Raw genomic sequence first — 24,778 nt, 5'->3', positions numbered from 1 at the left:
CCAAGTGCCCTGGTCCCCCGTCGGGGCACTGGTGCCGGCGTTCCGGGCCCCCGTCGGAACGCCGATGAAGCGACGCCGGGTGGTTTGCCCCCGTAACCACCCGGCGTCGCCCTTTTCTCAAACTTTTACTTGTTTCCGCCTTTTCTCCGGCGTTATTTCTCGCCCTGTGTATCGGTTGTCTGCTCCCAGTTACGCGCCATCGCGGTCAGCCTTTCCACGATGTCCGGCGGCGCCGTGCCCGCCCCCAGGGCTATGCCGAGCAGATAGGCCGTCAGCGGCGCGGCCGGCCGGGCCACCCCGTGCGCGACCTCCTTTGTCAGGTCGAGCACCTCGTCACGGTCGACCGTCGCGGGATCGATGCCCAGTTCCCGGCAGACCAGCGCGGTCCACTCCGTCAGCACGTTCAACTCTCGCTCCTTCTCCGCGGTAGCGCCCGTCCCGGGCCTCCTCAGCCCGCGCCCTGGCCCGCTGCAGATCATCCATGGTGTCGCAATCGAACCACGGCTGCCCGGCGAGACGAAGCGTGACCGGGGCGAGCGGGGCCAGCAACCCGTGCAGCGACCGCCCCTCGTAGCGGGCGAGCGCCCGCACCAGACTCGCCGTATGCCAGGCTCCGGCGAGCCACTGCTCGCGACCGGCGTCGTCGACGAGCACCGCTCCCACCCGTGTCCCCTCGGCGTAGGGCGCCGTCCCCGGTCCCGCACCGGCCGCGTCCAGCAGCGCGGACACGTGCTCGGCGGTCAGGAACGGGAGGTCGGCGGCGAGCAGCACCACCCACGGCGCGGTCACCTCGGCCAGCCCCGCCCGCAACGCCGGAACGGGGCCGCCTCCGGGTGGATCCTCACGGCGGAAGATCGCGCGCGGCAGCCCGGGGCGGGGCGGCCCGACGACGACCAGCCTTCCCGCGCCGGGCACGGCGGCGGCCACCGACTCGACCAGCGGGCGGCCGGAAACGTGCAGGGCGGGCTTGTCCCGCCCGCCGAGCCGTCTCGCGAGACCGCCCGCCAGGACGCAGGCGTCGTGGCGGGCGGTCATCCGCCGATGGCGGACATAGGGCGGGAGGGCTGTAGGAAGGCGGGATCGTCGATGCCGTGACCGGCCTTCTTGATCCGGACCGCGGACCGCCAGCGCTCGACGATCTCGTCGTCGCTCGCCCCCGAGCGCATCGCGATCCTCAGGTCGGACTCGTCCGTGGCGAACAGGCAGTTGCGGATCTGGCCGTCGGCGGTGAGCCGCACCCGGTCGCACGCACCGCAGAACGGGCGGGTGACCGAGCCGATGACGCCGACCCTGGCCGGGCCGCCCTCGACGAGGAACAGCTCCGCCGGGGCGCTGCCACGTTCCACCGGGTCGTCGTCGGTCAGGTCGAAGGCGGCCTTGAGCCGGGCGAGGATCTCGTCAGCCGTGATCATGTTCTCCCGGCGCCAGCCGTGCTGGGCGTCCAGCGGCATCTGCTCGATGAACCGGAGCTCGTAACCTCGCTCCAGGCAGTAGCGCAGCAGCGGCACGGCTTCGTGGTCGTTGACCCCGCGCATCAGCACGGTGTTGACCTTGAGGGGGCGCAGTCCGGCGGTGTGAGCCGCCTCCAGGCCCTCAAGGACGTCGGCCAGCCGGTCGCGGTGCGCGAGCTTCTTGAAGGTCTCGCGGTCGAGGGTGTCAAGGGAGACGTTGACCCGGTGCAGGCCCGCGTCGGCCAACGCGGCGGCCGTCCGGCTCAGCCCGATCCCGTTGGTGGTCAGCGAGACCTGCGGGGTGGGGCTGAGCGCGGTGGTGCGGGCCACGATGTCGACCAGCTCTCGGCGGAGCAGTGGCTCGCCGCCGGTGTAGCGGACCTCGGTGATGCCCAGCCGCTCCACCCCGATGGCGACCAGCCGGACGATCTCGTCAGCGGTCAGCAGTTCGGGCTTGGGCAACCATTCCAGGCCCTCGGCCGGCATGCAGTAGGAACAGCGCAGGTTGCAACGGTCCGTGAGGGACACCCGCAGATCGGTCGCCACACGACCGAACGAATCCTGCAACACGGGGCGCCACCTCCCAGTCGGTCATCTATTGAGCAGGGGGCCAGCCTATGGCCGGCCCCCCACCCAGCCCTAAACGGGCCTTGACCACTCCAACATCATCACGGGATGGTTGATTCCTTGGGAGATCGTCAGATCTGTCAGGAATGATCTCAGCCCCTCACGGTCCCTGAGATCCCTGCGTCCTCACGTCCCTCGAAACGGCCCCGCACGCCCTGGTCGCAGACCGATCGCTCAGCCCTTGACGCAGACCAGCTGCCGCAGGTGCGCGACCACCTCGTGCCTCCATCGAAGTCAGGCGATTCAGATGGAATTGACGCCGACCGAGGGACACTAGCGCTACCCGAGCGGGAGCGGGGGAGGTACGGCGAGCAACCATGATCTACGGCGCCCGATAAAATGAGTGGGATCTCCTCTCAGAGGTGGGCAAACTGGATCTCGCAACAGAAGGAGACCATGATGCCGAACCAGCCCGCACCAAACCTGGTGTCGTGGGCCAGCGAGATCGACGAGGGTACGATCATGCAGGCCGCGCGAGCCGCCCGCCTGCCCATCGTCTCCGGACACGTCGCTCTCATGCCCGACGCGCACATCGGCATCGGCGCGACGGTCGGATCGGTGATCCCCACCGAAGGAGCGATCATCCCGGCCGCCGTCGGCGTCGACATCGGCTGCGGCATGGTCGCCACCGAGACAACCCTCACCGCCGCCGACCTCCCCGACACCCTCGACGCCCTGATGCCCCTGGTGGAGAAGCGAATTCCCGCCGGCGTCGGCAAGGGCCACGACGACCCGTCCATGGACCGCGCGCTGAGCGACCTCGGCCGCCCGCACACCGACCTGACCCCTCATCAGGAGAAGAAGGTGTCCCTGCAGTTTGGCACCCTCGGGTCCGGCAACCACTTCGTCGAGGTCTGCCTCGACGAGCGTGACCGGGTCTGGACGGTGTTGCACTCAGGCTCGCGCGGCATCGGCAACCTGCTCGCCACCAAGCACATCGTCGATGCCAAGAAGATGATGAAGAAGCAGGCCATCGGCCTGGAGGACCCGGACCTGGCCTACCTGGTGCAGGACACCCCGGAGTTCACCGCCTACATCGAGGACATGTTGTGGTCGCAGCACTACGCCATGGCCTCGCGCGCCCAGATGGACAAGGTGCTGAGCAACGCCCTGTTCCAGGTCGTCGGCAAGGGTCAGCGGCTCCGGACGATCAACTGCCATCACAACTTCACGCAGCAGGAGACGTACGACGGCAAGGACCTGTGGATCACCCGTAAGGGAGCCATCAAGGCCGACACCGGCGACGAGGGCGTGATCCCCGGCTCGATGGGGACGCGCTCATACATCGTGCGCGGGCTCGGCAACCCGATGTCGTACAACTCCTGCTCCCACGGAGCGGGCCGCAGGATGTCGCGCACCCGGGCGAAGCGGGAGCTGACGGCCGCGTCCCTGACCGAGGCGATGCGCGGCCGCACCTGGAACGCCAACCGCGCCGCCGCCCTGGTGGACGAGCACCCGCAGGCGTACAAGCCGATCGACCAGGTGATGGCGGACCAGAAGGACCTGGTCGCGATCCAGCACACTCTGCGCCAGGTGTTCAACTACAAGGGCTAAAATCGGACACGGGGCGTTCTGGCTAGTGGGCACTGTTGGGTCCAAATCAGTGACATCTCGCTTGTAAGGCGATCCGAGCAGGAGCACGGCCGGGGCCGATACCGGTCCTGACCTGGGCGTACGGTCCACGACCGTCCACCATTGTCCGTGGTCGTTGTCACCCAGTTAGTCACCCAGAACTCGCGTTCTCCGCAGGCTTCCGCGGCTCTCCCGCCCAGACGTCCCGCCCGTTGCTCCATAGCTCGGAGGCGTGGTAGCCGAACCGGTCGAACAGCCCGTCGTCCTGGTAGCGGCGCAGGTGCATCATGGGCGAGTCGTGGCCGACGAGCTTGGCCAGGTGCGGGGTCACGAGCATCTCCGAGTCGAAGCGGAAGACGCTCATCGCGATGTGCTCGTCTCCGAAGCGTGCCTCGATGCCGGGCACGTCCCGAACCTGCTCGATCTCCGAAAGGGTGATCCGGATGCGGGTGGAGACGGTCAGCGGAACGTTCTCCACCTCTTCGCGGCGGCGGGTGACCTCGCTGTCCGGGTCGCCGATCAGGAACCGGATCTTGCACCCCTGCTCGGCCTTGCGCTTGAGGACCTTGGCGAGGTTGGGGTGCTCCAGCCACAGGAAGTAGTTGGTGTACCCGGCGAAGACGATCTCGTTGCGAGCCGAGGTGATCAGGTTGCGCCAGATCGACTTGGGACACGCCGACCGGTACGGATAGACGGTCAGAACCTCTCGATCCGGGCCGGTCTTCACGGTGTTACGGATAGCCTCTGGCCACAACACGGACGTATCAACTCCTACTGCCTCAGCGGCGGCCAACTGGTGCCGGAGGTGCGGGACTCGCGCCTCATCCTGTAACCAACGTTCCACCGTCTTAACATCCACCTCGCAGCGGTCCGCCAGGTTCTGGTTGCTCAGTTTCGCATCGAGCATGGCGCGGCGTAAGGGGACGTTGGCCACGGTGCACCTCGGAGAGTGAGGACGTCAAGGACGTTTTAAACTCTAACTTCGAAACGTCCTGGACGTCTCTGGAACGCGGTGGGTTCGTCACTCAAATGGAATGACGCTTACTCCATGTCAACACCCGTGATTCCGGAAGACCTCCAGGCAGCATTTCCCGGATGGTGTATTTGGCGTAGTTCTGCGGGCCGTTTGTGGGCAACTCGGAATGGCCGGCACCTCACCGACGAAGAGATAAATCGGGGTCTCTACCGGACAATCGACGCCGACGACGTCACCGAACTCGCCCAGCAGCTCCGCGACCAGGAGGGGCTGGAGTCATGAGCGCCCTCGGCCGGAAAGGGCCGACTCAACGATGCCCGGCGGCCCTGGCTGCTGAGCGCCTGCGCATCGGCCTCGAACACTGCGGCGTCTCGGCCGATGTCCACGAGGGCCACGGCGTCGCCCTGGTCTCCGTCTGGACCGACCTCCTGGTCTGGACGGACGGGCTCGCCTACCGCTGGTGGACGGGGAAGACCTCGGTGAAGACGGGCCGCCGTCTGTACCGGGTCCACGGCGTGGACAGCCCGATCACCGTCGCCCACTCCGTCGCCCAACGGTACGAGGAACTCCTCAAAGCGGCCTACCGGTGTGGAGGCGTCGCGGAGCGCACGTCGTGACCCTGCTCGACGAGTGCCTGAGTCCGCATGTGGCAATGCCTCAGCGAGACCACATCCGACTGGACTGGCAGCAGCCCTACCCGACACTTGAGCGGGCGCGCTCGGTGACCTGGACCTGTCGGTGCCGTGCCACGGTCTACGAACTGTACGAGGGCGCCGGTCGGGCGTTCGTCCGGCGAACCATTCAACTCGACAGCGGCCACCAGGTCCAAGAGACCCTTCCCTGGCCAATCAATGAGGCTCGGGTGATCTGGACGGCGCTGCTGTCCGGAAGAGCCCGGTAAGACGGGCGCGGCGGCGTGGGATCTGGAGGGACCTGCGCCGCCACGCCTCCAGCAAACAGGAATACGACCGTCCGCTTTTCAGGCGGAACGATCACCCTGTTCCGCTCAACGAACACGAGGTCAGAGGGTGGTGGACGGCTGTCGCCGTGTGCTCGTGGTGACCGACGTTGTCGTCACCGTTGTCGTCAGCCCTCACGTTCCAGAACCGAGACCGGCCGAACACCTCTCCCAGGCATCAGCACAGGTTGCTCCCGCTGGGGCCAGAACTGACCTGCAAGAAGTAGTCATCGCTGTCCTTCTCTTCCGGCCTGTCGGAGTACCCCACCGACAGATAGACATTCCGGCTGTTGATGACCTTAGTGAGGCAGACCTGCGTTGCACTCTCCTCCTGCTTCGGCACCGGCGCCTACTTCCAGCCGTCCTTGATCGCAGCCTCGCGGTAGAAGGACGGCACATCGGCACGCGATGCTGAAAGCTGGTAGGACTGCTCGGCATACGCGAGCCGGTCATCGTCATTGCACCCCCCGAGACGTTTCCCGTCCGGCTTCGCCTCGACCGGACGGGCATCAAGGATGCTGAGCACTACAAGAGCCGAAGCAAGCCGCTTGTCATCGTCGGTACAACGGGGAAACGGCGAGCGGGGCATCAACAACAAGCCCAGGCGATCCACCACGAAACTGCCGGCCCCCAGGACGCCTACGACGGCGGCAGCAGCAAGGCCACCGACCACCAGCACCACGACAATCAGACGCTTCATGATCTAGAGCCTAGTGTCGGCCCCAACAGGCCCGATAGATTCGATCGCCTCCTACCAGACGTCTGACCCCCTCATCCCGCTCCCGGGAGCCGAGCGGCGGCCCACACCTCGGCCGGTGGGTCGGCCCGCCCGCTCTCATCGGATGGGGGTACGGATTCCCATGGCCCAGGCCGCCCGAGAACCCGGATTCAGAACCGCGCGGTCACCACCGTCGGCGGGGAACAGGCGCTAGACCGCCCCGGAGGTGCCGAAGGGGCGGCGGGTCAGGCTCCGGTGGACCATTTCGGTGAGGGTCACGATGTCGAAGACCGGTATGCCAAGATGTGCCTGGATCTGGTGGGCGTAGGGCACCACGTCGGTGCATTCGATGACGAGCGCCCCCATGTCGGGGTTCTCCTTCGCCAGCTGTTCGACCCGGCCCAGCACCTCGCGGCCCAGGCGATCGGCGTCGAGGTCTGGGCGCCGGGCTTCGAGCATGACCTCACGGAACTCCGGCTGGTCCTCCAAGCCGGCGACGCAGACCGGGACCTGCTCGGCGCCGACGGCCGCCAGGTGGCGCCGGGTGAGGGAGGGCTTCCTGGCGACCAGCAGCCCGACCTTCTGGTCCGAGCGGATCATGCGGTGCACCATGGGCAGCTGGATCAGGCTTGAGGCGTGCAGCGGGACGTTGACCGCGTCGGCCAGCTGCCTTTGGAAGATGACGAGAAAGCCGCAGGCGCCGGTGATGGCGGCCGCGCCTCGCGCTTCGAGCTCCCGCGCGGCCTGGATGAACGGGTCGAGCAGGCGCGGGTCGGCCTGGGTCACCACGCGTTCGGCGGTCGCACCGTCCACGACCCGGTAGATGACGGGGAAGTCGAAGGTGGCCCGGTTGCGGATGTGCCCCGGGACCTTGGTGAAGTTGGTGTCGCAGCACAGGACGCCGATCGCGACGTCGCGCTCCGTTTCCGCTCCGGTGACCATGGCGCTTCTCTCCCGTCGGATGTTGCGGTCGTGTCGTCTGGTGCCGGGACCCGTGCCGGTCCCGGCGCGAGGTCCGGTGTCCCTTCGCCGGAGGCGGGGGCGGGGGGCGGGGGGCGGGGGGCGGGACGCGCCCCGGTGCGAAGGCCGGGGGCACCTCTCATCGCCCGGGACGCGGGCGGAGGCGGCGAGGGGGCCCGCCACCGTAGCGGCCGGGGCGCAGCGGGGTGAGGTCCATCTCGGGTCGTTCTCCGGCGACGAGCTGGGCGATCAGCCTGCCGCTGACCGGTGCGAGGCCCATGCCGATGTGGCCGTGACCGCACGCGACGGAGAGGTTGCGGTAGGGGGCGGCACGCCCCAGGAAGGGGAGGCCGTCCGGGCTGCAGGGACGAAACCCGCTCCAGGTTTCGAGGGTCTCGGTGCTCTCCATCTTCGGGAGGTACACCTGGACGGTTCGCAGGATGCCGTCCACCCGGCGGCGGGAGATCGCGGTGTCCATGCCTGACAGCTCCAGGGTTCCGCCGAAGCGGAGACGGTCGCCGAGCGGTACGAGCGCGACCTTCCCCTCGCCCAGCAGCACCGGCAGCCGGGGCGCGTTGCCCGGTGCCTTGACCGTGACGGAGTAGCCCTTGGCGGGCTGGAGCTTGAGCCCGATGTCCAGCTCGCGGGCGCATTCCGCCGACCAGGTCCCGGCGGCGATGACCGTCTCGCGAGGGCTGAAGTCCCCGTGGACCGTCCTGACCCGCTTGACCTCGGCTCCCGCGACCTCGAAACCGACGACCTCGGCGTGCTCGTGGATCTCCACGCCCATGTCGCCGAGCGTCCGGGCGAGTTCGCTGACGAAGTCGGGGACACGCAGGTAGGCGCCCTCCTCGTTGTACAGGGCACCGTGGATGTCGAACTCGGCGTCCGGTTCGAGCGCGCGCAGTTCCCCCGGGCCGAGGACGCGCAGCGGCACGCCGCTCGCGACCGTTCCCGGCACCGTCCGGCAGGCCTTCTCGAATCCCTGCCGTGTCCGGTACACGAGCAGCATGCCCTGGGCTGTGAAGGTGGAGGCGAGGCCGTCCGAGGTGCAGAGCTCGCGGAGGATCTCGAGGCTCCGCTTCTTCATGTCGACCAGTACCTGGAAACCGGCCTTCGCGTCGCGCTCGTTACAGGCACGGCGAAAGTGCCAGAGCCACGACAACAGCTCGGGGTCCGGGCGCGGTCTGATGTAGAAGGGACTTTCCGGGTTCAGCAGCCAGCGCAGTCCCTGGGCCATCACGCCGGGCTCGGCGAGGGGAAGCGCGCCCTGCGTGCCGACGAAGCCGGTGTTCCCATACGAACAGGACTGGAGGCCGCCGACCGGCCCGCGTTCCACGACGGTCACGCTGTTGCCAGCGCGGCGCAGGTAGTAGGCGCAGAACAGGCCGACGACGCCGCCGCCGATGACGAGGACGTCAGGGTCGTACCGGAGGGGGGCCGGGTTCGGGGAGGGCATCGTCGGCATCTGCTGTCCTTTACGGCGCGATCACGGGGGCGCGGCTACAGGGTCACGATGAAGAAGTTGGTCAGCAGGTTGATCACGACCCGCTCGTAGATCTCGGCCATGAGCGCGATGCCGGGCTCGGCGAAGGTCCCCGGCGGCGGCTCGGCGAAGCGGATCACCGAGCGTCCCGCGTCGAACAGCTGGGCGCCGTGCCCGAAGTCGCCGACGATGGCGGTTCCCGGATCGACCAGGCGCGTCCGCACGATGAAGACGCCGTTCTGCTCCAGGTCGTCCATCAGGCGGCCCTGCCCCATGAACCTGTAGTAGTCGGCGGGATTGATGATGAGGCCGTCGGCGGTGCCTCCCATCTGCTCCGCCTCGTTGCACGCCGCGAGGATCGTCGAGCCGAACGGCCCCTTCGAGGTCATCCGGATGACCCCCGGGATGTTCAGCAGCCCGCCCCTGCCTCGGATGATCGTGTGGTTCTCGGCCGTGCCGAGACGGACGATCAGCCGGTAGTTGACGAACGACTCGAAGGTCTCGGGGTCCTCCCACAGGTCCGGCGGGACCTGCACCCACGCGGTGGTGGGGTAGAGCTCGGGGATCGGCGACCGGTGGAAGCGGTTGGCCGCCTCGCGCCTCAGGTCGGCCTCGGTGACCTGGGGGTCGCCGGGAAGGGGCGGGCTCTCGTGCCAGTAGAACCGCCGGGGGTCCCTGGAGAGGTCGACGACCTTGAGCATGTTGCGCGCCGGGTAGCGCGGCTTGCGCCGCGAACTCGTCAGCGAGTCGGTGATCGTCACGTCGTACTCGACGGAGGCTTCGAGTCCCTTGGCGGCACAGGCCTCGACGAACAGCCGGCCCGGCGACATCTGCCTCTTCCGCTCGGCGACGACTTCCGCCATCGTCGACTTCATGCCTTCTGTGCGCTGCATGGCTTCCTCGCTACTGGTGGTCCGGCACTAGGGCGTGGCGTTGCCGGGCTTGCGGGTGACGAACATCCCCCAGCCGAACTCGCCGTCGTCGATGGCGATCTGGATCTCCGCGCAGGACTCGGAGAAGGCCAGCATCCAGTCGCGGGCCGAGGCGTCCGGCGTCGCCTCGGCCCGCTCGCGGGCGGTCCTGCCCAGCACGCGGTAGGTCTGCCGGATGTGGCTCTCCAGGTTGCGGGCGAGGAGGATCTCGAACCCGGCCTCTTCCAGGGCGGCCTGGTAGCCGACGAAGGAGTAGCCGCCGTTCCACCTCACCCGGTCGTAGACGTGCTTGCGGGCGCGCTCGCCGATCTCCTTCTTGGGCTGGAGGAAGTCGGAGAAGGCGAAGATGCCCCCGGGCCGCAGGACGCGATGGATTTCGAGGTGACTGCGCGGCTTGTCCGGCACGAGGCAGAGCGCGTCCTGGCTGACGACATGGCTGAAGGTGCCGGTCTCGTACGGCATCCGGGTGACCGAGCCCTGGCGGAACTCGATGTCGAGCCCGTTCTCGGCGGTCAGGGCCTCCCGTGCGAACCTGACGCGCTCGGCGCTCAGGTCGAGTCCCCCGCAGCGGCAGCCGAACCGCCTGGCGAGGTGGATCGGGAAGTTGCCGCAGCCGCAGCCGACGTCGAGCACGAACGACGAACCGTCGATTCCGGCGTCCGCCGCCAGGATGTCGGACGTCCGCTCGGCGGCGGCCCGGTAGTCGTCGTCGGCGGCGTCCGCGAAGTAGCCGGTGTGCAGGACTCCGTCACCGTCCCAGAAGCTCAGGTAGGTCTGGAGGGTCTGGTCGAAGAAGTCGCCGACGTCCCTCTCGGTGTAGGTGTGGCCGGTCGTTGACATCACGGGGTCCTTCCTTCGGCGGAGCTGGCCTGGGTCGTCATGTGTAGGTGTCCTTGCGCGCGGATGTGAGGTGCGCCGGTTCCGGCCCCACCACGCTGGCGCCGCCGTCGATCAGGTGGAGCGCGCCGGTGACGAACGAGGCCCGCTCTCCGGCGAGGAAGGCCGCGACGGCGGCGAACTCGGCCGGGTCCCCGACGCGACCCAGGGCGTTGTGCCGGCCCATGGCACGCAGCCGGGCTTCGGCGTCGCCGTCCTCGGCCAGCTTCGCCGCCGCCCGCTCCACCGGCGGGGTACGGGTCGTGCCGGGTGCCAGCACATTGACGGTGATGCCGTCGCGGCCGACTTCGGAGGCCAGGGACTGGGCGAAGCGCACGATGGCGGCGCGGGTCACCCCGGAGAGCGCCAGCTGGGCTATGGGGACGCTTGCCGTCTCCGAGGCCACGAAGAGCAACCGGCCCCACCGGGCGGCCTTCAGGTGCGGCAGCGCCGCGAGAGCCAGGGTCAGCGCCGGGGAGAGCACCTTGTCGATGGCCGCCTGGTACTCGGCCTGCTCGAACTGCGAGGCGGTGCCGATCGGCGGGCTGCCGCCGCTGACGAGCACGATGTGCAGGACGCCGAAGTCGGCGGCGACCTCGTCGACCCAGCGGCGCGCCGCCTCCCCGTCCGTGACGTCGACGCTCGTGGCGTGGACCCGGCCGCGCGCCACCTCCTTGAGGCCGCGTTCGGCCTCCGCGAGCCGGTCGCGGTCGCGTGCGCCGATCGCGACATGCGCGCCCTCCCTGGCCAGCTCCATGGCGGCGGCGAGGCCGAGGCCGCTGGATCCGCCGGCGACGAGCGCGACCTTGTTCTCAAGCCCCAGTTCCAAACGCCCTCCTCCTTGCCGTACGGGCTGTTCGACATCCGGCTCCTAGCGCTCCCCGGTCGCCCGCGGCGGCGCGGTGCCGGCCCGCCGTGAACCGGTGGGAGGCGTGCCGCCATAGCGGTAGCCATAACGCCGGAACAGCGGCCATGACAGCGTCGCCGCGGCCAGCCTGGCGGGCAGCGGCAGATCGGTTCGCCAGGAGTCGTCCCGGTCCCGGATGATGGTGGTGCCGGTGTGGAAGCGATCGGGATTGCCGGTGACCGTGTGGTTGGTACGAAGCTCGATCGTCTGGCCCCGCATCGGGTTGGCGGCCGAGTCCTCGCCGCAGAGCCGCAGCAGCGCGTCGATCGTTCTCGCCGGGTCGGCGATGAACTCCTCATAGCGCAGGAACATCGATCGGTCCCGATGACGGCGGACGATCGCCTGCGAGGCCACGTTGAAACCGTGCCAGTAGGCCGTGCTCTTCCTGGACGACATGACGTAGCAGTACTGCTTCTCCCGGCTCCACGACTGGGCGACCGCCCTGGGGTCGCGTACGAGATGGACGTAGTACGGCGTCACCCCGTCGAGGTGCGGCAGCAGGGCCGCCTCACCGGGGATCTTGGTGGTGTCCACCAGGACCCGGGCGCCGGTCAGCTCGGCGACGGCGTGGTAGGTCCGCGTCATCAGGGCGGCGTGCTCGCGGATCTCCTCGGAGTGCAGCCCCCGGTCGAGCACGCGCCAGGTGTGCCTCGTCCGTACGCAGGCCAGCTGGCGGCGGATGACGGCGTCCGCGTGGGCCTGCGCGGAGACCCCGGCCGGCCGGCCGAGCGGGAGGATCCTCGACCAGATGTGGCATTCGGTCAGCGGCCTGCCGCAGCCGCACGAGCTGTTCGCTCCCCTGCCCGCCGCGTTCTTCCACAGGAAGTGCAGTTCCCCGACGTGGAAGACCTCCTGGACCTCGTTGAGGATGTTGCCGATGATGGTGCTGCCGTTGCGGCACCATCCGGTGATACAGAGGATCTTGAGAGGTGTCTTCGAGAGGTTGGATCCGTTGATGACGTACTCCTGACTCAACTCACGGCCGCCGGGCTGCGGACACAGAGCGCCACGGCCACGGCCGACATCGCGCAGACGGCGCCGACGACGAACACCGCGGGGTAGCCGAAACCGGCGGCGACCACTCCGATCAGCGGCCCCCAGACGGCCAGGCCCAGATCCCAGAAGGAGGTGTAGGCACCGATCGCGGCCCCCTGCCTCGACGGGTCGGTGCGGTCCATCACCATCAGGGCGAGCGACGGGTGCAGCAGCGAGAACCCGGCCCCCATGACCAGGCTGCCGAACACGGCGACGGGCAGGTTCGGCGCCAGGGCGATGATCGCGAGGCCGGTGGCCTCGCCGATGCCGGACCAGACGGCGACCCTGCGCGGCCCGAGCCGGTCCGGTAGGTGGCCGATGAACAACCTGGTGCCGGCGTAGACGGCGCTGAAGCCGCTGAGCACCACGACGCCCGACTGGACGCCGCGGGCCTGGAGGTGCAGCACGACGAAGGCGGCGAGGCCCGCGTACCCCGCGGCGGCGAGCCCGAGGGCCAGCCCCGGCAGCAGCACCGGGCGTGGCAGCAGGGTGTGCCCGCCGCTCTGCCGCACCTCGCCCGGCCGCCCCGCGCGTGCGGGGGCGGGAACCGCGCCGATCAGCAGGAGGGCGACCAGCGCGGCGGCGGCACTGAAGCCCCACACCGCGCCGTAACCGAAGTTCAGCAGCAGCGCGCCGAGGAAGGTCCCCACCGAGATCCCGCCCCACATGCTGACGCCGTAGAGCCCGATCAGCTGTCCGCGGCGGTCGTGCGGCGCGAGCGAGACGACCCAGACGGCGCCCGCGGTGAAGAGCGACGCCTCGCCGACGCCGGCCAGCAGGCGGACGGCGACCAGGCCGCTCAGGCCGAGCGGCAGAAAGTAGAGCAGCCCGCCGACGGCGATGATCAGCGCGCCCGCCCACATGACGAGGCGATGGCCGTACCGGTCGGCCAGGTGGCCGGAGACGGGCCGCACCAGCAGGGCCGTGAGCGCCGTCGCCATGACCACCAGCCCGACGGCGAAATCGCCGGCGCCGAAGCTCTCCCTGACGAAGCCCGGCAGCACCGGGATCGCCGCGGTGAGGCCCAGGTAACCGCAGAAGAGTCCGCCGAAGACCCCGGCGAGGGCGAGACGCGGCATCGCGCTCTTCTCCGTGGGGGCTTCCATCGCTACTGCCCGACGGGCGCGGTGCCGGCCAGTCCGGTGACCGGATCCGCCGGCCGGGCGGAACCCTGGTCGACGGAGGCGTACCCGTCGACCAGGGGGGGTCGCGGGTGGCGATCCGGCGCGACGGCCGCCGCCACCTTGCGGACCGCCCTGATCAGGTGGTCGCAGTCCTGCGCCGAGAGGTTGGAGGACAGCGGGATGTCGACCGCCTGTTCCAGGTATCGCGTGGTGTTCGGCAGCAACGCCTTGATCTCCTCGACGCCCCTGGTGCCGAACACGAATCGCCAGTTCCAGAAGACCCGCACGTTGGTGTCCTCGTCGGAGCCGAGGTTGCGCGCGTCGATGCCCTCGCAGCAGAGCGCGCGGGCGAACCATTTCGCGTCCACGCCGGGAACGCGGAAGATGAACGCCTCGCCCAGATAGGCGCCGGGGTCCACGGGCTGGCGGATCGCGATCTGGGGGAGGTCGGAAAGGGCCGAGGCCACGTAGGCGTAGTTGCCGCGGAAGCGTTCCAGGCGCATCGGCAGCCGGGTCATCTCGGCGCGCAGCAGGGCCGCGCGGATCTCGTCCATGCGGAAGCTGAACAGCGGCAGGTCGAGATCGGTGGCGATCGGTGGCTCGCCGTCCGGGAAGTGCCGCCGGAAGCGTCCCTCGTACGCGCCGGAGAGCACGACGGCGCGGGCGAAGAGCACGCTGTCGTCGGTGGCCAGGAAGCCGCCCTCGCCGCAGTTGAGCGACTTGTCGGACTGGGTGCTGAAGGCGCCCGCGAGGCCGAAGGTACCGAGTTTTCTGCCTTTCAGTTCCGCGCCGAGGGCCGGGACCGCGTCCTCGAACACCGGCACGCCCATGTCGGCGGCGAAGCGCGTCACCGCCTCCATGTCGGCGGCGAAACCGCGCATGTGGACCACCAGGATTCCCTTGATCTCGGGTGTCCAGCGGCGACGGAGATCGTCGACGTCCATGTGGAGGTTCTCGTCCACCTCCACCAGGACGGGCGTGCATCCGGCGAGCACGATGGCGCTGGGGGTGGCCACGAAGGTGAAGCCGGGACAGGCGATCAGCGAGCCCGGCGGGATCCCCGCCGCCATGATGGCGAGCGCGAGCGCGGTGGTGCCGCTGGACACGGCCAGCGCGTGTTTGCTGCCGAAGTAGCGGCACAGTTCCTCCTCGAACTTGCCGCACTCGGTGTCCTGCTGGGATCGGTAGTCGTAGCGGAAGTAGAGATGGCTGCGGATGGCGCGTAACGCCGCTTCCTCGTCCTCGGAATGGACGAAGACGGCGCCCTTGTCGTAGGTCGGCCAGGGCGTGCGCCGGACGGGGTCGCCGCCGTTCACGGCGAGCCGCGGGTCCTCGCTCCGTCCGGTCTCCGGCAACGGCCGTACCGGCGCCGGACCCTCCTTATTTCTGTTCACCGTCGAGCTCCTTGTTACTGGCTGGCTGGTTTTCTCGTCGATGTTTTCCGGGCAGGCGTGATAACCACCGCCGGCGCGGTGGTGGTGGCGTCGAAGGTGGCGGCGGTGAACTTGTCCGTCGCTCCCCCGCTGCGGCCGCAGGGCTGGAGCGAACCGGAAACTGCGCTGGTGGTCGTCCGGGAAACTACGGGAGCCGATTCTTCCGAGGGTCCGTCCGGCGAGTCCGAGTGGCTTATTGATCACATTGTCGGCCAAGGAAAATCTTTTGAATGTTCCCTAAATGTCCGGAGGGTGTCAATGGGGGAAATGCCATGAGACCGATAATGACGAATTGACCTTGGGGCAGAAAAACCCACAAAACCTATAATAAAACTCGAAAATCAGGAATGAATGTCACCGCCGACCGGAGGTGTTTCCCATTTCCACTCCCGGCCGACGCTCGACACCCCGATTTCGGCCGACACCTTACCAATGTTTGGGAAAAAACTTTCCGGGCGGCGGAAATGATGCCGCAGCACTTTCCGTGCAACCGAATCAATATCCACCGCTCATCCGAAAGGCTTTCCGGGCGACGCGGTCACCCCTCCCTCATCGGGTGGTAGCACGGGCATGAAGGCGAGCGCGGCGGGAAACTCCGGGAACTCGCGGGCCCGCGCGGAGAGCATCGTCCGCATCCACTGCCGCAGCGTGTCACGGCCCGCGTCGGTGGGCTGGTAGACGGTCCGCTCGGGCCGGTTCTCCTCGCGCGAGGTCTCGCGGACCGCGATGAGCCCGTCGCGGAGCAGCCGGTCGATGGTCTGGTAGACGCTGTTGCGCTGCGCGACGTTGACGACGTCGTCCTTGCGCCGCTCCTTTGGAACACCTACGACTTCCCGACCGTGCCGAAGTGGTTCAACGAGCGCATGGTGATCCTGTGCGACGCCGCGCACGCGACCTCACCCTCGTCGGGCCAGGGAGCGTCCATGGCGATCGAGGACGCGGTGGTGCTGGCCGAATGCCTGCGCGACATCCCCGGCACCCGCGACGCGTTCGCCGCCTTCGAGGCAGTGCGGCGAGAGCGGGTGGAACGGATCGTGGAGCAGGGCAGACGCAACGGGAGCGGCAGGCGACCGGCAGGGTCAGGACGCGGTGATGGCGGTGCCGCGGGCGAGGAGCAGGACGACGGCGACCGCGGCGACGGCGACCGCCACGGCGAAGGGAACGCGCGGCGAGTTTCGGCCCAGCGCCACCCCGCAGGCGGTGAAGGCCCCGGCCACCGCCAGTGCCGCCCACCCCTCCGCGCCCGGCGACCCCGTGGGGCCGAAGACGAGCAGGGCGGTCGCGGCCAGCAGCGGCAGCGGGATCAGGACGCGGACGCGGGCGACACCGAGCCGCTGCGGCCAGCCCCGGACCCCACCGGCGAGGTCCGCGGGGACGTCGGGAAGCACGTTGGCCAGGTGCGCCCCGCAGCCGAGCAGCGCCGCGGCCAGGACCGCCCACCAGGCGGGCCACGGATGTCCCGGCAGGCCCAGGGTCACGAACCCGGGAAGCGAGCCGAAGCCCACCACGTACGGCAGCCAGGAGAGCGCGGTCGCCTTGAGTCCGAGGTCGTAGGCCCAGGCCGCGGCGACGCCGACGAGGTGGACCGCACCTGCCGCCGGCCCCGAGGCCAGGGAGAGCGGCACGCAGAGCGCCAGCGCCGTGATCGCGGCGCCCCACACCGTGCGGACGTTCACCGCGCCACCGGCGACGGGCTTGCCGGTGCGGCCCGCGGCGGCGTCCCGCGCCGCGTCCACCGCGTCGTTGCACCAGCCGATCGAGAGCTGCCCGGTCAGCACCGCAGCGGCCACCAGGACGCACCCGGCCGCGTCGCGCCCGCTCAGCGCGGCCAGCGCGGTCACCAGGACGGTGACCGCCGCGCTCGGCCCGGGGTGGCAGGCCAGCGGCAACCCCCGCGCGGCCCTGAGCACCGGCCCTGTCCCCGGGCACGTCGGCCGGCTCGTCGTCACTGATCGATCGTAGGCCGAGGCGCCTGGGAAAGCAGGTACCGAACATCTCAAAAAAGCGGACACCACTACAAGAAACAGACAGCGTTACGAGGTGAGTTGCCCCGAGAAGTGAATACCAAGGCTGTTGCAACGCATGCCACAGACCCAGCTGGGCAAAAGGCAGGTGTCCGCTGTTCGCGAGCCGGGGGTCTGTCCTATGACGCGAATCATCGCTGTCCGCGGCGCGCTCCCGCCGAACCGGCACTCCCAGGCAGAGATCACCGAGGCGTTCGCACGGGCGTGCCTGCCCGAGGGCGCCAACCGCCGGCTGCTCGACCGGCTGCACGCCTCCGCGCGGGTGGAGTCACGACACCTGACGCTACCGCTCGAGCAGTACGCCAAGCTGGACGGTTTCGGGGCGGCCAACGACACCTTCGTGGAGATGGCGGTGGAGCTGGGCACCGAGGCACTGGGCGGCGCGCTGGAGGAGGCCGGAGTCCTCCCCGAGGACGTGGACATGATCCTCTTCACCTCGGTGACCGGCGTCGCGACGCCCTCGGTGGACGCCAGGGTGGCCGGACGGCTCGGGCTGCGCCAGGACGTCAAGCGAATACCGATCTTCGGTCTGGGCTGCGTCGCGGGGGCGGCCGGGATCGCCCGCCTCCACGACTACCTGCACGGCTGGCCCGAGCAGCTGGCGGTGCTGCTCTCGGTCGAGCTGTGCTCCCTCACCCTGCAGCGCGGTGACACCTCCATCGCCAACATGGTGGCGAGCGCCCTGTTCGGGGACGGGGCGACGGCCGTGGTGGCCCGCGGTGACGAGTGGCGCCCCCGGCGTACCGGCTCGCCCGCGACCGCCCGGCCCGGTGGGGCGAGTGGCGCGTCCGCGACGACGCGGCCCGCAGGACCCGCGGGGTCCTCTCCGGCGGCAGGCGCTCCCGCGACCCCCTGGCCCGCGGGCCCCGCAGGCTCCTCTCCCTCGACCGGCGCGCCCGCGACGCACCACCGGCTCTGCGAACCGGCGGCTCCGGCGGTGGTGGCCTCGCGCAGCCGTCTGTATCCCGGCTCCGAGCACGTGATGGGCTGGCACGTCGGCGACACCGGCTTCCGTGTGGTGCTCGACGCGAGTGTCCCCGAGGTGGTGCGCACTCATCTGGCCGACGACGTGCACGACTTCCTCGCCGACCACGACCTGAGCAGCGAGGACGTGACGGCGTGGGTCTGCCACCCGGGCGGCCCGAAGGTCCTGGAGGCGGTGGCGGAGACGCTGCGGCTTCCCGAGGACGCGCTGGACCTCACCTGGCGCTCGCTCGCCGCGATCGGAAACCTTTCCTCCTCCTCGGTCCTGCACGTCCTGCGGGACACGCTCGCCCTGCGGCCACCACCGCCGGGCACGCCGGGACTTCTGCTGGCGATGGGGCCGGGCTTCTGTTCCGAACTCGTACTGCTGCGCTGGTAGGAGCCCGATGTCCTGGCATCTGTCGTCCTGGTACCTGCTGCTTCTGCTGCTCGTCGGCCTTGAGCGCGTCGCCGAACTGGTCGTCGCCCGCCGCAACGCGCGCTGGAGCACGGCGCGCGGCGGGGTGACGTACGGGCGGGGCCACTACCCGTGGATGGTCGCCCTGCACACCGGGTTGCTGGCCGGGTGCCTGCTGGAGGCGGGCCTGGCCGACCGGCCCTTCGAGCCCGCGCTCGGCTGGCCGATGCTCGCCCTGGTGGTCGCCGCGCAGGGGCTGCGCTGGTGGTGCGTGGTCTCGCTGGGCCCGCAGTGGAACACTCAGGTGATTGTGGTGCCGGGCCTGCCGCTGGTGGAGCGGGGGCCCTACCGGCTGCGCCTGCTCCGCCACCCCAACTACGTGGCGGTGGCCGTCGAGGGGGCGGCGTTGCCGCTGGTGTACGGCGCGTGGGTCACCGCGCTGGCGTTCACGGTGCTCAACGCCGCGCTGATGACGGTGCGGATCCACTGCGAGGAGGACGCACTGGCCTCGCTCGTCACGGCGCCTTCGGCCGGCGCGCCGGCGGCCACCGTGACCCCGGCTCACCCGGCGTCGGACAACGCGTCGCCGACCGTCACGCCGGTGGCCGACGCACCGCCCTCCGCCGGGCGGGCGCCGGCGTGATCGACGTCCTGATCGCGGGCGGGGGACCGGCCGGGCTGGCCACGGCCATCCACGCCGCCCTGGCCGGGATGGAGGCCGTCGTCGTCGAGCCCAGGGCCGTACCGGTGGACAAGGCGTGCGGCGAGGGGCTGATGCCCACCGGGGTCGCGGCCCTGCGGTCGCTGGGGGTACGGGTCGAGGGCAGGCCGCTGCGCGGCATCCGCTATCTGGACGGCCGCCACGAGGCACAGGCGGCGTTCCGCGACGGATCCGGCCTGGGCATACGACGGACCGCGCTGCACACCGCGCTGTCCAGGCGGGCGCGGGAGCTGGGCGTGGAGATCGTCCCCGGCAAGGTGGACGGCGTGCGGCAGGACTGCCGTCTCATCGAGGCGGCGGGGATGCGAGCCCGCTGGCTGGTGGCCGCGGACGGCCTGCACTCCCCGCTGCGCACCCTGCTCGGGTTGGAACTGCCCTGCCGCGGGCCGCGTAGGTACGGGCTTCGACGGCACTACCCGGTCGCACCGTGGACGGACTTCGTCGAGGTCCACTGGGCGGCGGACGGAGAGGCGTACGTGACGCCGGTGGGCGAGAACCTGGTGGGCGTCGCCGTGCTGAGCTCGCGACGGCGCGGCTATCCCGAGCACCTGGCGGACTTCCCCGCACTCCTGGAGCGGCTGGAGGGACCGGCTGCGACCCCGGTGCGCGGGGCGGGGCCACTGCGCCAGCGGGTCCGCGCCCGGGTGGCGGGTCGAGTGCTGCTGGTCGGCGACGCGGCCGGCTACGTCGACGCGCTCACCGGGGAGGGGGTGTCGCTCGCGCTGACGTCCGCGCGGCTGCTGGTCGACTGCCTGAGGGCCGGCGCCCCCGAGGCGTACGAGGCCGCCTGGCTGCGGCTGTCGCGACGGCACCGGCTGCTCACCGGGGCGCTGGTGGGCAGCCGCCGTTACCGGGCAGCCGGGCGGCTGATCGTCCCGGCCGCCCGGCGGATGCCCGCCCTGTTCGGCGCGGCGGTCCATGCCCTGGCCTGACCCGGCGACCTGGCTCCCCGGTGCTGCCTTCCCGGACGGAGACCTTTCCCGGACGGAGGTCGCGAACGCGCGGTCGTCGGGGCGGCTTGCACCACCCTCGGCGCCCTGGGCCGGTGGGCGACCTCGCGTCAGCGTGGCGAGACCTTGTGGACGACCCCCAGCCTGGGGGCGTAGTGCGTCGTGCCCTGGAACCTGAGCCGCCACTCACCGCCCGTACGCCCCGCGACCGCCCTGGTGAAGCGTCCGTGGGCGTCGGTCGTGGCATCTGCCACCTTCGTCCAGCCGGCGTCCTTACCGGCCCTGTGCATGATCTCGACGGGCTGGCCGGGGAAGGGGGCGTAGTCGAGGTGTCCCTGCGGGTCGACCCGGTTCAGCGCGCCCGTCACGCGCACCCCCGAGCCTCCCCTGACCGCCTGGACTCCACCGAACCTGGTCAGGCGCTTCAGGAGGAAGCCCCTGTGCCCGGTGACCTCGGCACCGTCCGCGCCCCTGGCGGTCACGGAGACGGTCCAGGGTCCCGCCGGATACCAGCGGCTCAGGCTCTTCTCCGGCGCGAACCGCCAGGTCTCCCACCCCTCCCCCGGGCGGAACGGGGCCGTTCCCTCCGTCCTGCCCACCGCGCCCGAGGCGAGGCGGGCGGACACGGTCGGGCCGGGTACGGGGCCGGGCGCGAGGGCGGGGCCGGGACCCGGCCGGGTGGCCGGAGCGGGCCCCCTGTCCGGACGGCCGCCCGGGCGGGACGCGGTGACGGGGAAGGAGGTTCCCTTCGAAGCGGGGGTCGCACCCGGTTCGACCTTGATCGTCACCCCCTCGGGGCCGGTGACGCCTCGGGCCACCACCTCTATCACCATGCGTACGGCGTCGGCGGGTCCGACCACGGGATTCGCCGGACGCAGGGTCACCGAGCGGATCGTCAGGTCCTCGGCGGCGGCCGCCGGAGCTCCTGCCGGTACCGGCAGGACCACGGTCCCCGCCGCCAGGGATGCGAGAAGGACTCTCAACGTCATGATCAGGAGGCTAGGAGTCCACCGGTAACAGGCAGGTAGAGGACACACGCCCCGTTGGGCAAAGCGGCGCCCGGCCGCCGGGGGCCGGTGCCGGAGACCGAGGTCGGAATCCGGCGCCGGCGGGCCGCGGTCAGTCCTCGTACATGCCGTCGATGATCTCGGCGTACCTGGCGTGGATGATGCGGCGCTTGAGCTTCAGGCTCGGGGTGAGCTCCGCGGTCTCGGCGGTCCATTCCACCGGTAGCAGGCGCCAGCGCTTGACCTGCTGGACACGGGCCAGTTTCTCGTTGGCGACGGCGATGGCACCCTCGACGGCCTTGAGGACGTCGGGGTGCTCGGCGAGGTCCGCCAGGGTGGTGAAGGTGATGCCGTTGGCCTGCGCCCAGCCGGGTGCCACCTCGCCGTCGAGGGTGAGAATCGCCACCGGGTAGGGCCTGCGGTCGCCGTAGGCGAGGGCCTGACCGATGAGCGGGTGCTCCTTGAGGTGGTTCTCGATGTTGGCCGGGGAGATGTTCTCGCCTCCCGCGGTGATGATGAGCTCCTTCTTACGGTCGAGGATGCTGACGAAGCCGTCGGCGTCGATGGAGCCCACGTCACCGGTGTGCAGCCAGCCGTCGGCGTCGAGCAGTTCGGCGCTGGCCTCCGGCCGTCCCAGGTAGCCGCAGGTGTTGGCCGGGCTGCGGGTGATGATCTCGCCGTCCTCGGCGATGCGGACCTCGACGCCGGGACCCGCCTGGCCGACCGTGCCGAGCTTGAAGCTGTCGGGGGCGTTGGCGGTGAACGCGCCGGTCGTCTCGGTCATCCCGTACACGTCCAGGACCCGCAGGCCGAGACCGGCGAAGAAGCGCTGGACCTCCAGCGGCATGGGCGCGGCCGCGGTGGCGAGCCAGCCCGCGTTGTCGAAGCCGATCATCGACCGGATGATCGACAGCAGTGCCGCGTCGGCCTGCTCGTAGGCGGCCAGGACCTCGGGCGAGGGGGTACGCCCGTGCTGGTTGGCCTCGATGTAGGCGAGACCGGCGGCCATGGCCTTGCGCACGCCCTCCTGCTGTTCCTCGGGCTGGGTGGCCAGCAGTGCCTGCAGGCGGGCCATCATCTTCTCCCACACCCGCGGGACGCCGAAGAACAGCACCGGCTTGACCTGGCCGAGGGTGGCGCCGAGCTGTGCGAGGTCCGTGCAGAAGTGGGTGTGGGAGAGCTTGAAGAGCGGCAGGTAGAGGCTGAGCACCCGCTCGGCGATGTGCGCGTAGGTGAGGTAGGAGATCTGGGTGCCCTTGACGGGCAGGTTGGCCATCCTGTTGGTGGCCACGACCTCGAAGCACACGTTGGAGTGGGTCAGCGGCACGCCCTTGGGGTTGCCGGTGGTGCCTGAGGTGTACAGGACCGTGAGAACGTCGTCGGCGGTCACCGCCTGCCAGCGGGCGTCGACGGCGGCGGGATCGGCGGCGAGCCGATCACGGCCGAGGGCCAGGAGGTCGTCCCAGGAGACGAACCGGTCACCGGCCGGGGCGCCCTCCAACATGATGACCTTGCGCAGCTCGGGAAGGTCGTCGAGGATCGGCTCCCACCTGGCCAGCTCCGCCGGTCCACCGAGCACCGCGATCCTCGCCTTGACGTCGTCGGCGACGAAGGCCACCTGCTCGGGGGTGAAGGTCGAGTAGACCGAGCACGACACCGCGCCGGCGTGCACCGCGCCCAGGTCCGCCAGCACGTGCTCGCTGCGGTTCACCATCATGAGCGCGACCGCCTCGCCGGGCTCCAGTCCAAGGGCGGCGAAACCCGCGGCGATCTCCAGAACTCGTCGCCGGGCCTCGGAGTAGGTCAGGGTGGACCAGCCCCCCTCGACCGGGTCGGAGTACGCCGGGGCGTCGGGGTTGTCCTCGGCCGCCTCCTTCAGCTGACCACAGACCGTACGGCCCGCGATCTCCCTCTCGATGGCCGCCCGCTCCTCAAGAACACCGGTCATACAGAGCCTCCTGAAAGTGCTTACTTGCACGAGTGGCATGCATCGCACCACACGCCGTTCCCCCCGGACAAGCCCCTGAAAGGGAGAAGAAACGTCACAATGCACGGCCACCATTGGCCTCTCAACATGATGCTTACGTAGAGTTACAGGTTGATCACAGTTTGACGTCTTGGGGGTCGCATGCCATCGGGGAGACGAGCCCGCGAGAAGACCTTCTTCGGGCACCCACGCGGCCTGGCGACGCTGTTCGGCACCGAGATATGGGAGCGCTTCAGCTGGTACGGCCTGCGGGCCATCCTGGCCACCTTCATGGCGGCCTCCCCCGCCATCGGCGGCCTGGGTCTGAGCGAGCAGACCGCCCAGGCGGTCGTCGGCATCTACGGCGCGCTCATCTATCTCGTCGCCCTGCCCGGCGGCTGGATCGCCGACCGGGTGCTCGGCGCCCGCAGGTCCGTGCTGTGGGGTGCCACCGTCATCATGTGCGGCCACATCAGCATGGCCATCCCCGCCGAGACCGGCGTCTTCGTCGCGTTCGGGCTGCTGCTCATCATCGCCGGGACCGGGCTGATGAAACCGAACATCTCCACGATGGTCGGCAAGCTCTACCCGCGAGACGACGACGCGCGCAGGGACGCGGGGTTCTCGATCTTCTACATGAGCATCAACATCGGCGCCTTCATCGCCCCCCTCGTCGTCGGCTGGCTCGCCACGGGCAACCGCTGGCACCTGGGCTTCGGCGCGGCGGCGGTCGGCATGGCCCTGGGCCTGGGCCAGTACGTGCTGGGCAGGCGGCACCTGAAGGGCGTGGGCGAGAGGCCGGGACACCGGCTGACCCCGCGCGAGCGCAGGCACTTCGGCCTCGCGGTGGCCGTCGCCGCGCTCGTGACCGTTGGCGGCCTGGCCGTCTGGGTGGCGTCGGGCACCTTCAGCCTCGACACCTTCGCACTCCTGATGACGCTGTTCATCGTGGCCGTGCCGGTGTTCTACTTCGGCTACATCCTGCTGGGCAGCCACAACCTGACCGACGACGAGCACTCCCGGATGAAGGCCTACATCTGGCTGTTCATCGCCGCCGCCATCTTCTGGATGATCTACGACCTGGCGCCGACCGTGCTGTTGTTCTTCGCCCAGAACAAGACGGACCTGTCGCTGTTCGGCATCCGGATCACCCCGGCCACCACGCAGTCGTTCAACCCGCTGTTCATCATGATCTTCGTGCCGGTCTTCGCGGTGCTCTGGGTCAGGCTGGGCAACCGGGTGACCGCTCCGCACAAGTTCTCGGTGGGACTGTTCATCAACGGCCTGAGCTTCATGATCATGGCTCTGGCCGCCAGGCTGGCCGAGAGCGGGAGGATCTCGGTCTGGTGGCTGGTGCTGGTCTACCTCGTCCAGGTCTTCGGCGAGCTGTCACTGAGCCCGGTCGGGCTCTCGGTCACCACCAAGCTCGCCCCCGAGGCGTTCAAGAGTCAGATGCTGGGACTGTGGTTCATCTCCATCTCGGTGGGCGACGCCGTGGGCGGGCAGACCGGGCGGCTGAAGAACCACATGTCGGAGCCCGCGTACTTCCTGACCCTCGCGCTGATCGCCGTCGTGGCGTCGCTGGTGCTGCTCGCGTTCGCCGGCAGGCTCCATGCGATGATGCGCGAGCACCGGGCGCCGAGCACCACCCCGCCACGCTAATGGAAATCCCAT

General features: G+C 69.8%; 23 protein-coding genes and 1 pseudogene. 7 read left to right on the top strand and 17 right to left on the bottom strand.

What is annotated here, in order from left to right; all coding sequences use genetic code 11:
- Positions 1-152: 152 nt before the first annotated feature.
- Genes OG884_RS32110 through moaA form a run of 3 tightly spaced genes read right to left on the bottom strand, consistent with a single transcriptional unit; the run spans position 153 to position 2,021 of the window.
- A complete protein-coding gene (locus tag OG884_RS32110; RefSeq protein WP_326647059.1) occupies positions 153-401 on the bottom strand; it encodes a DUF6457 domain-containing protein in 249 nt (82 codons plus the stop codon).
- Positions 334-1,035, bottom strand: coding sequence for a molybdenum cofactor guanylyltransferase (gene mobA / locus OG884_RS32105; protein WP_326639136.1), 702 nt, complete (start codon positions 1,033-1,035; stop codon positions 334-336). Before mobA ends, OG884_RS32110 begins: the two co-directional genes overlap by 68 nt.
- The gene (moaA, locus tag OG884_RS32100) at positions 1,032-2,021 is read right to left on the bottom strand and encodes a GTP 3',8-cyclase MoaA (protein WP_326639135.1); all 990 of its coding nucleotides are present in this window, start codon (positions 2,019-2,021) and stop codon (positions 1,032-1,034) included. Before moaA ends, mobA begins: the two co-directional genes overlap by 4 nt.
- A 453-nt stretch (positions 2,022-2,474) precedes the next feature.
- On the opposite strand from moaA, the gene OG884_RS32095 reads away from it, so the two are divergent.
- A complete protein-coding gene (locus OG884_RS32095) occupies positions 2,475-3,632 on the top strand; it encodes an RtcB family protein (RefSeq protein WP_326639134.1) in 1,158 nt (385 codons plus the stop codon).
- Between the two features lie 169 nt (positions 3,633-3,801).
- Here OG884_RS32095 and OG884_RS32090 read toward each other — a convergent pair whose 3' ends face one another.
- Positions 3,802-4,377 (bottom strand): DUF5919 domain-containing protein, encoded by a 576-nt coding sequence (locus OG884_RS32090; protein WP_326639133.1) that lies wholly within the window; start codon positions 4,375-4,377, stop codon positions 3,802-3,804.
- A gap of 527 nt (positions 4,378-4,904) precedes the next feature.
- On the opposite strand from OG884_RS32090, the gene OG884_RS32085 reads away from it, so the two are divergent.
- On the top strand, positions 4,905-5,243 hold the full coding sequence (locus OG884_RS32085; RefSeq protein ID WP_326639132.1) for a hypothetical protein: 339 nt from the start codon (positions 4,905-4,907) through the stop codon (positions 5,241-5,243).
- A 690-nt stretch (positions 5,244-5,933) separates the two neighbouring features.
- Here OG884_RS32085 and OG884_RS32080 read toward each other — a convergent pair.
- The 10 genes from OG884_RS32080 to OG884_RS32035 form a co-directional block, all read right to left on the bottom strand.
- Positions 5,934-6,284, bottom strand: a complete 351-nt coding sequence (locus OG884_RS32080; RefSeq protein ID WP_326639131.1) for a hypothetical protein — start codon at positions 6,282-6,284, stop codon at positions 5,934-5,936.
- Positions 6,285-6,512: 228 nt separating this feature from the next.
- Positions 6,513-7,244, bottom strand: coding sequence for an aspartate/glutamate racemase family protein (locus OG884_RS32075; protein ID WP_326639130.1), 732 nt, complete (start codon positions 7,242-7,244; stop codon positions 6,513-6,515).
- 157 nt (positions 7,245-7,401) lie between these two features.
- Entirely contained in the window at positions 7,402-8,730 is a 1,329-nt protein-coding gene (locus OG884_RS32070) for an NAD(P)/FAD-dependent oxidoreductase (protein ID WP_326639129.1), read from the bottom strand.
- A 35-nt stretch (positions 8,731-8,765) separates the two neighbouring features.
- Positions 8,766-9,641, bottom strand: coding sequence for a family 3 encapsulin nanocompartment shell protein (locus OG884_RS32065; protein WP_326639128.1), 876 nt, complete (start codon positions 9,639-9,641; stop codon positions 8,766-8,768).
- Between the two features lie 27 nt (positions 9,642-9,668).
- Positions 9,669-10,520: a class I SAM-dependent methyltransferase gene (locus OG884_RS32060; protein WP_326639126.1), complete on the bottom strand. Its 852-nt coding sequence runs from the start codon at positions 10,518-10,520 to the stop codon at positions 9,669-9,671.
- A 37-nt stretch (positions 10,521-10,557) separates the two neighbouring features.
- Entirely contained in the window at positions 10,558-11,385 is an 828-nt protein-coding gene (locus tag OG884_RS32055) for an SDR family oxidoreductase (protein ID WP_326639124.1), read from the bottom strand.
- 42 nt (positions 11,386-11,427) lie between these two features.
- Complete coding sequence (locus tag OG884_RS32050) at positions 11,428-12,438, bottom strand: sulfotransferase (protein WP_326639121.1); 1,011 nt, start codon at positions 12,436-12,438, stop codon at positions 11,428-11,430.
- Entirely contained in the window at positions 12,435-13,604 is a 1,170-nt protein-coding gene (locus OG884_RS32045; RefSeq protein ID WP_326639119.1) for an MFS transporter, read from the bottom strand. Before OG884_RS32045 ends, OG884_RS32050 begins: the two co-directional genes overlap by 4 nt.
- Before the next feature lie 2 nt (positions 13,605-13,606).
- Positions 13,607-15,016: a DegT/DnrJ/EryC1/StrS family aminotransferase gene (locus OG884_RS32040; RefSeq protein WP_326639117.1), complete on the bottom strand. Its 1,410-nt coding sequence runs from the start codon at positions 15,014-15,016 to the stop codon at positions 13,607-13,609.
- Positions 15,017-15,564: 548 nt separating this feature from the next.
- A complete protein-coding gene (locus tag OG884_RS32035; protein WP_326639115.1) occupies positions 15,565-15,945 on the bottom strand; it encodes a PadR family transcriptional regulator in 381 nt (126 codons plus the stop codon).
- Between OG884_RS32035 and OG884_RS32030 the strand changes: the two are divergent.
- A pseudogene (locus OG884_RS32030) lies at positions 15,919-16,032 on the top strand (FAD-dependent monooxygenase); the annotation flags it as partial. The gene OG884_RS32035 and the pseudogene OG884_RS32030 sit on opposite strands and share 27 nt — an antisense overlap.
- Positions 16,033-16,134: 102 nt before the next feature.
- Here the strand turns inward: OG884_RS32030 and OG884_RS32025 are convergent.
- Positions 16,135-17,004 carry a UbiA family prenyltransferase gene (locus OG884_RS32025; protein WP_326639113.1) on the bottom strand — a complete coding sequence of 290 codons (870 nt, stop codon included), beginning with the start codon at positions 17,002-17,004 and terminating at the stop codon, positions 16,135-16,137.
- Between the two features lie 196 nt (positions 17,005-17,200).
- Between OG884_RS32025 and OG884_RS32020 the strand changes: the two genes are divergently transcribed.
- The 3 genes from OG884_RS32020 to OG884_RS32010 are packed head-to-tail and all read left to right on the top strand — an operon-like array spanning position 17,201 to position 20,113.
- Entirely contained in the window at positions 17,201-18,442 is a 1,242-nt protein-coding gene (locus OG884_RS32020) for a type III polyketide synthase (RefSeq protein WP_326639111.1), read from the top strand.
- A gap of 7 nt (positions 18,443-18,449) precedes the next feature.
- Positions 18,450-19,103 carry an isoprenylcysteine carboxyl methyltransferase family protein gene (locus OG884_RS32015; RefSeq protein WP_326639109.1) on the top strand — a complete coding sequence of 218 codons (654 nt, stop codon included), beginning with the start codon at positions 18,450-18,452 and terminating at the stop codon, positions 19,101-19,103.
- Positions 19,100-20,113 carry an NAD(P)/FAD-dependent oxidoreductase gene (locus OG884_RS32010; protein WP_326639107.1) on the top strand — a complete coding sequence of 338 codons (1,014 nt, stop codon included), beginning with the start codon at positions 19,100-19,102 and terminating at the stop codon, positions 20,111-20,113. The genes OG884_RS32015 and OG884_RS32010 overlap by 4 nt, the downstream gene beginning before the upstream one ends.
- A gap of 128 nt (positions 20,114-20,241) precedes the next feature.
- Here OG884_RS32010 and OG884_RS32005 read toward each other — a convergent pair whose 3' ends face one another.
- Together OG884_RS32005 and OG884_RS32000 are read right to left on the bottom strand one after the other, a co-directional pair.
- Complete coding sequence (locus tag OG884_RS32005) at positions 20,242-21,120, bottom strand: hypothetical protein (protein ID WP_326639105.1); 879 nt, start codon at positions 21,118-21,120, stop codon at positions 20,242-20,244.
- Between the two features lie 130 nt (positions 21,121-21,250).
- On the bottom strand, positions 21,251-23,086 hold the full coding sequence (locus tag OG884_RS32000; RefSeq protein WP_326639103.1) for an AMP-dependent synthetase/ligase: 1,836 nt from the start codon (positions 23,084-23,086) through the stop codon (positions 21,251-21,253).
- A 180-nt stretch (positions 23,087-23,266) separates the two neighbouring features.
- On the opposite strand from OG884_RS32000, the gene OG884_RS31995 reads away from it, so the two are divergent.
- On the top strand, positions 23,267-24,766 hold the full coding sequence (locus OG884_RS31995) for a peptide MFS transporter (RefSeq protein ID WP_326639101.1): 1,500 nt from the start codon (positions 23,267-23,269) through the stop codon (positions 24,764-24,766).
- The last annotated feature ends 12 nt before the right edge of the window (positions 24,767-24,778 follow it).

The organism is Streptosporangium sp. NBC_01755, assembly GCF_035917995.1.
GTDB lineage: Bacteria > Actinomycetota > Actinomycetes > Streptosporangiales > Streptosporangiaceae > Streptosporangium.
Note: the sequence above shows the minus strand (reverse complement) of the source record. Positions and strands in the feature narration are given on the sequence as shown.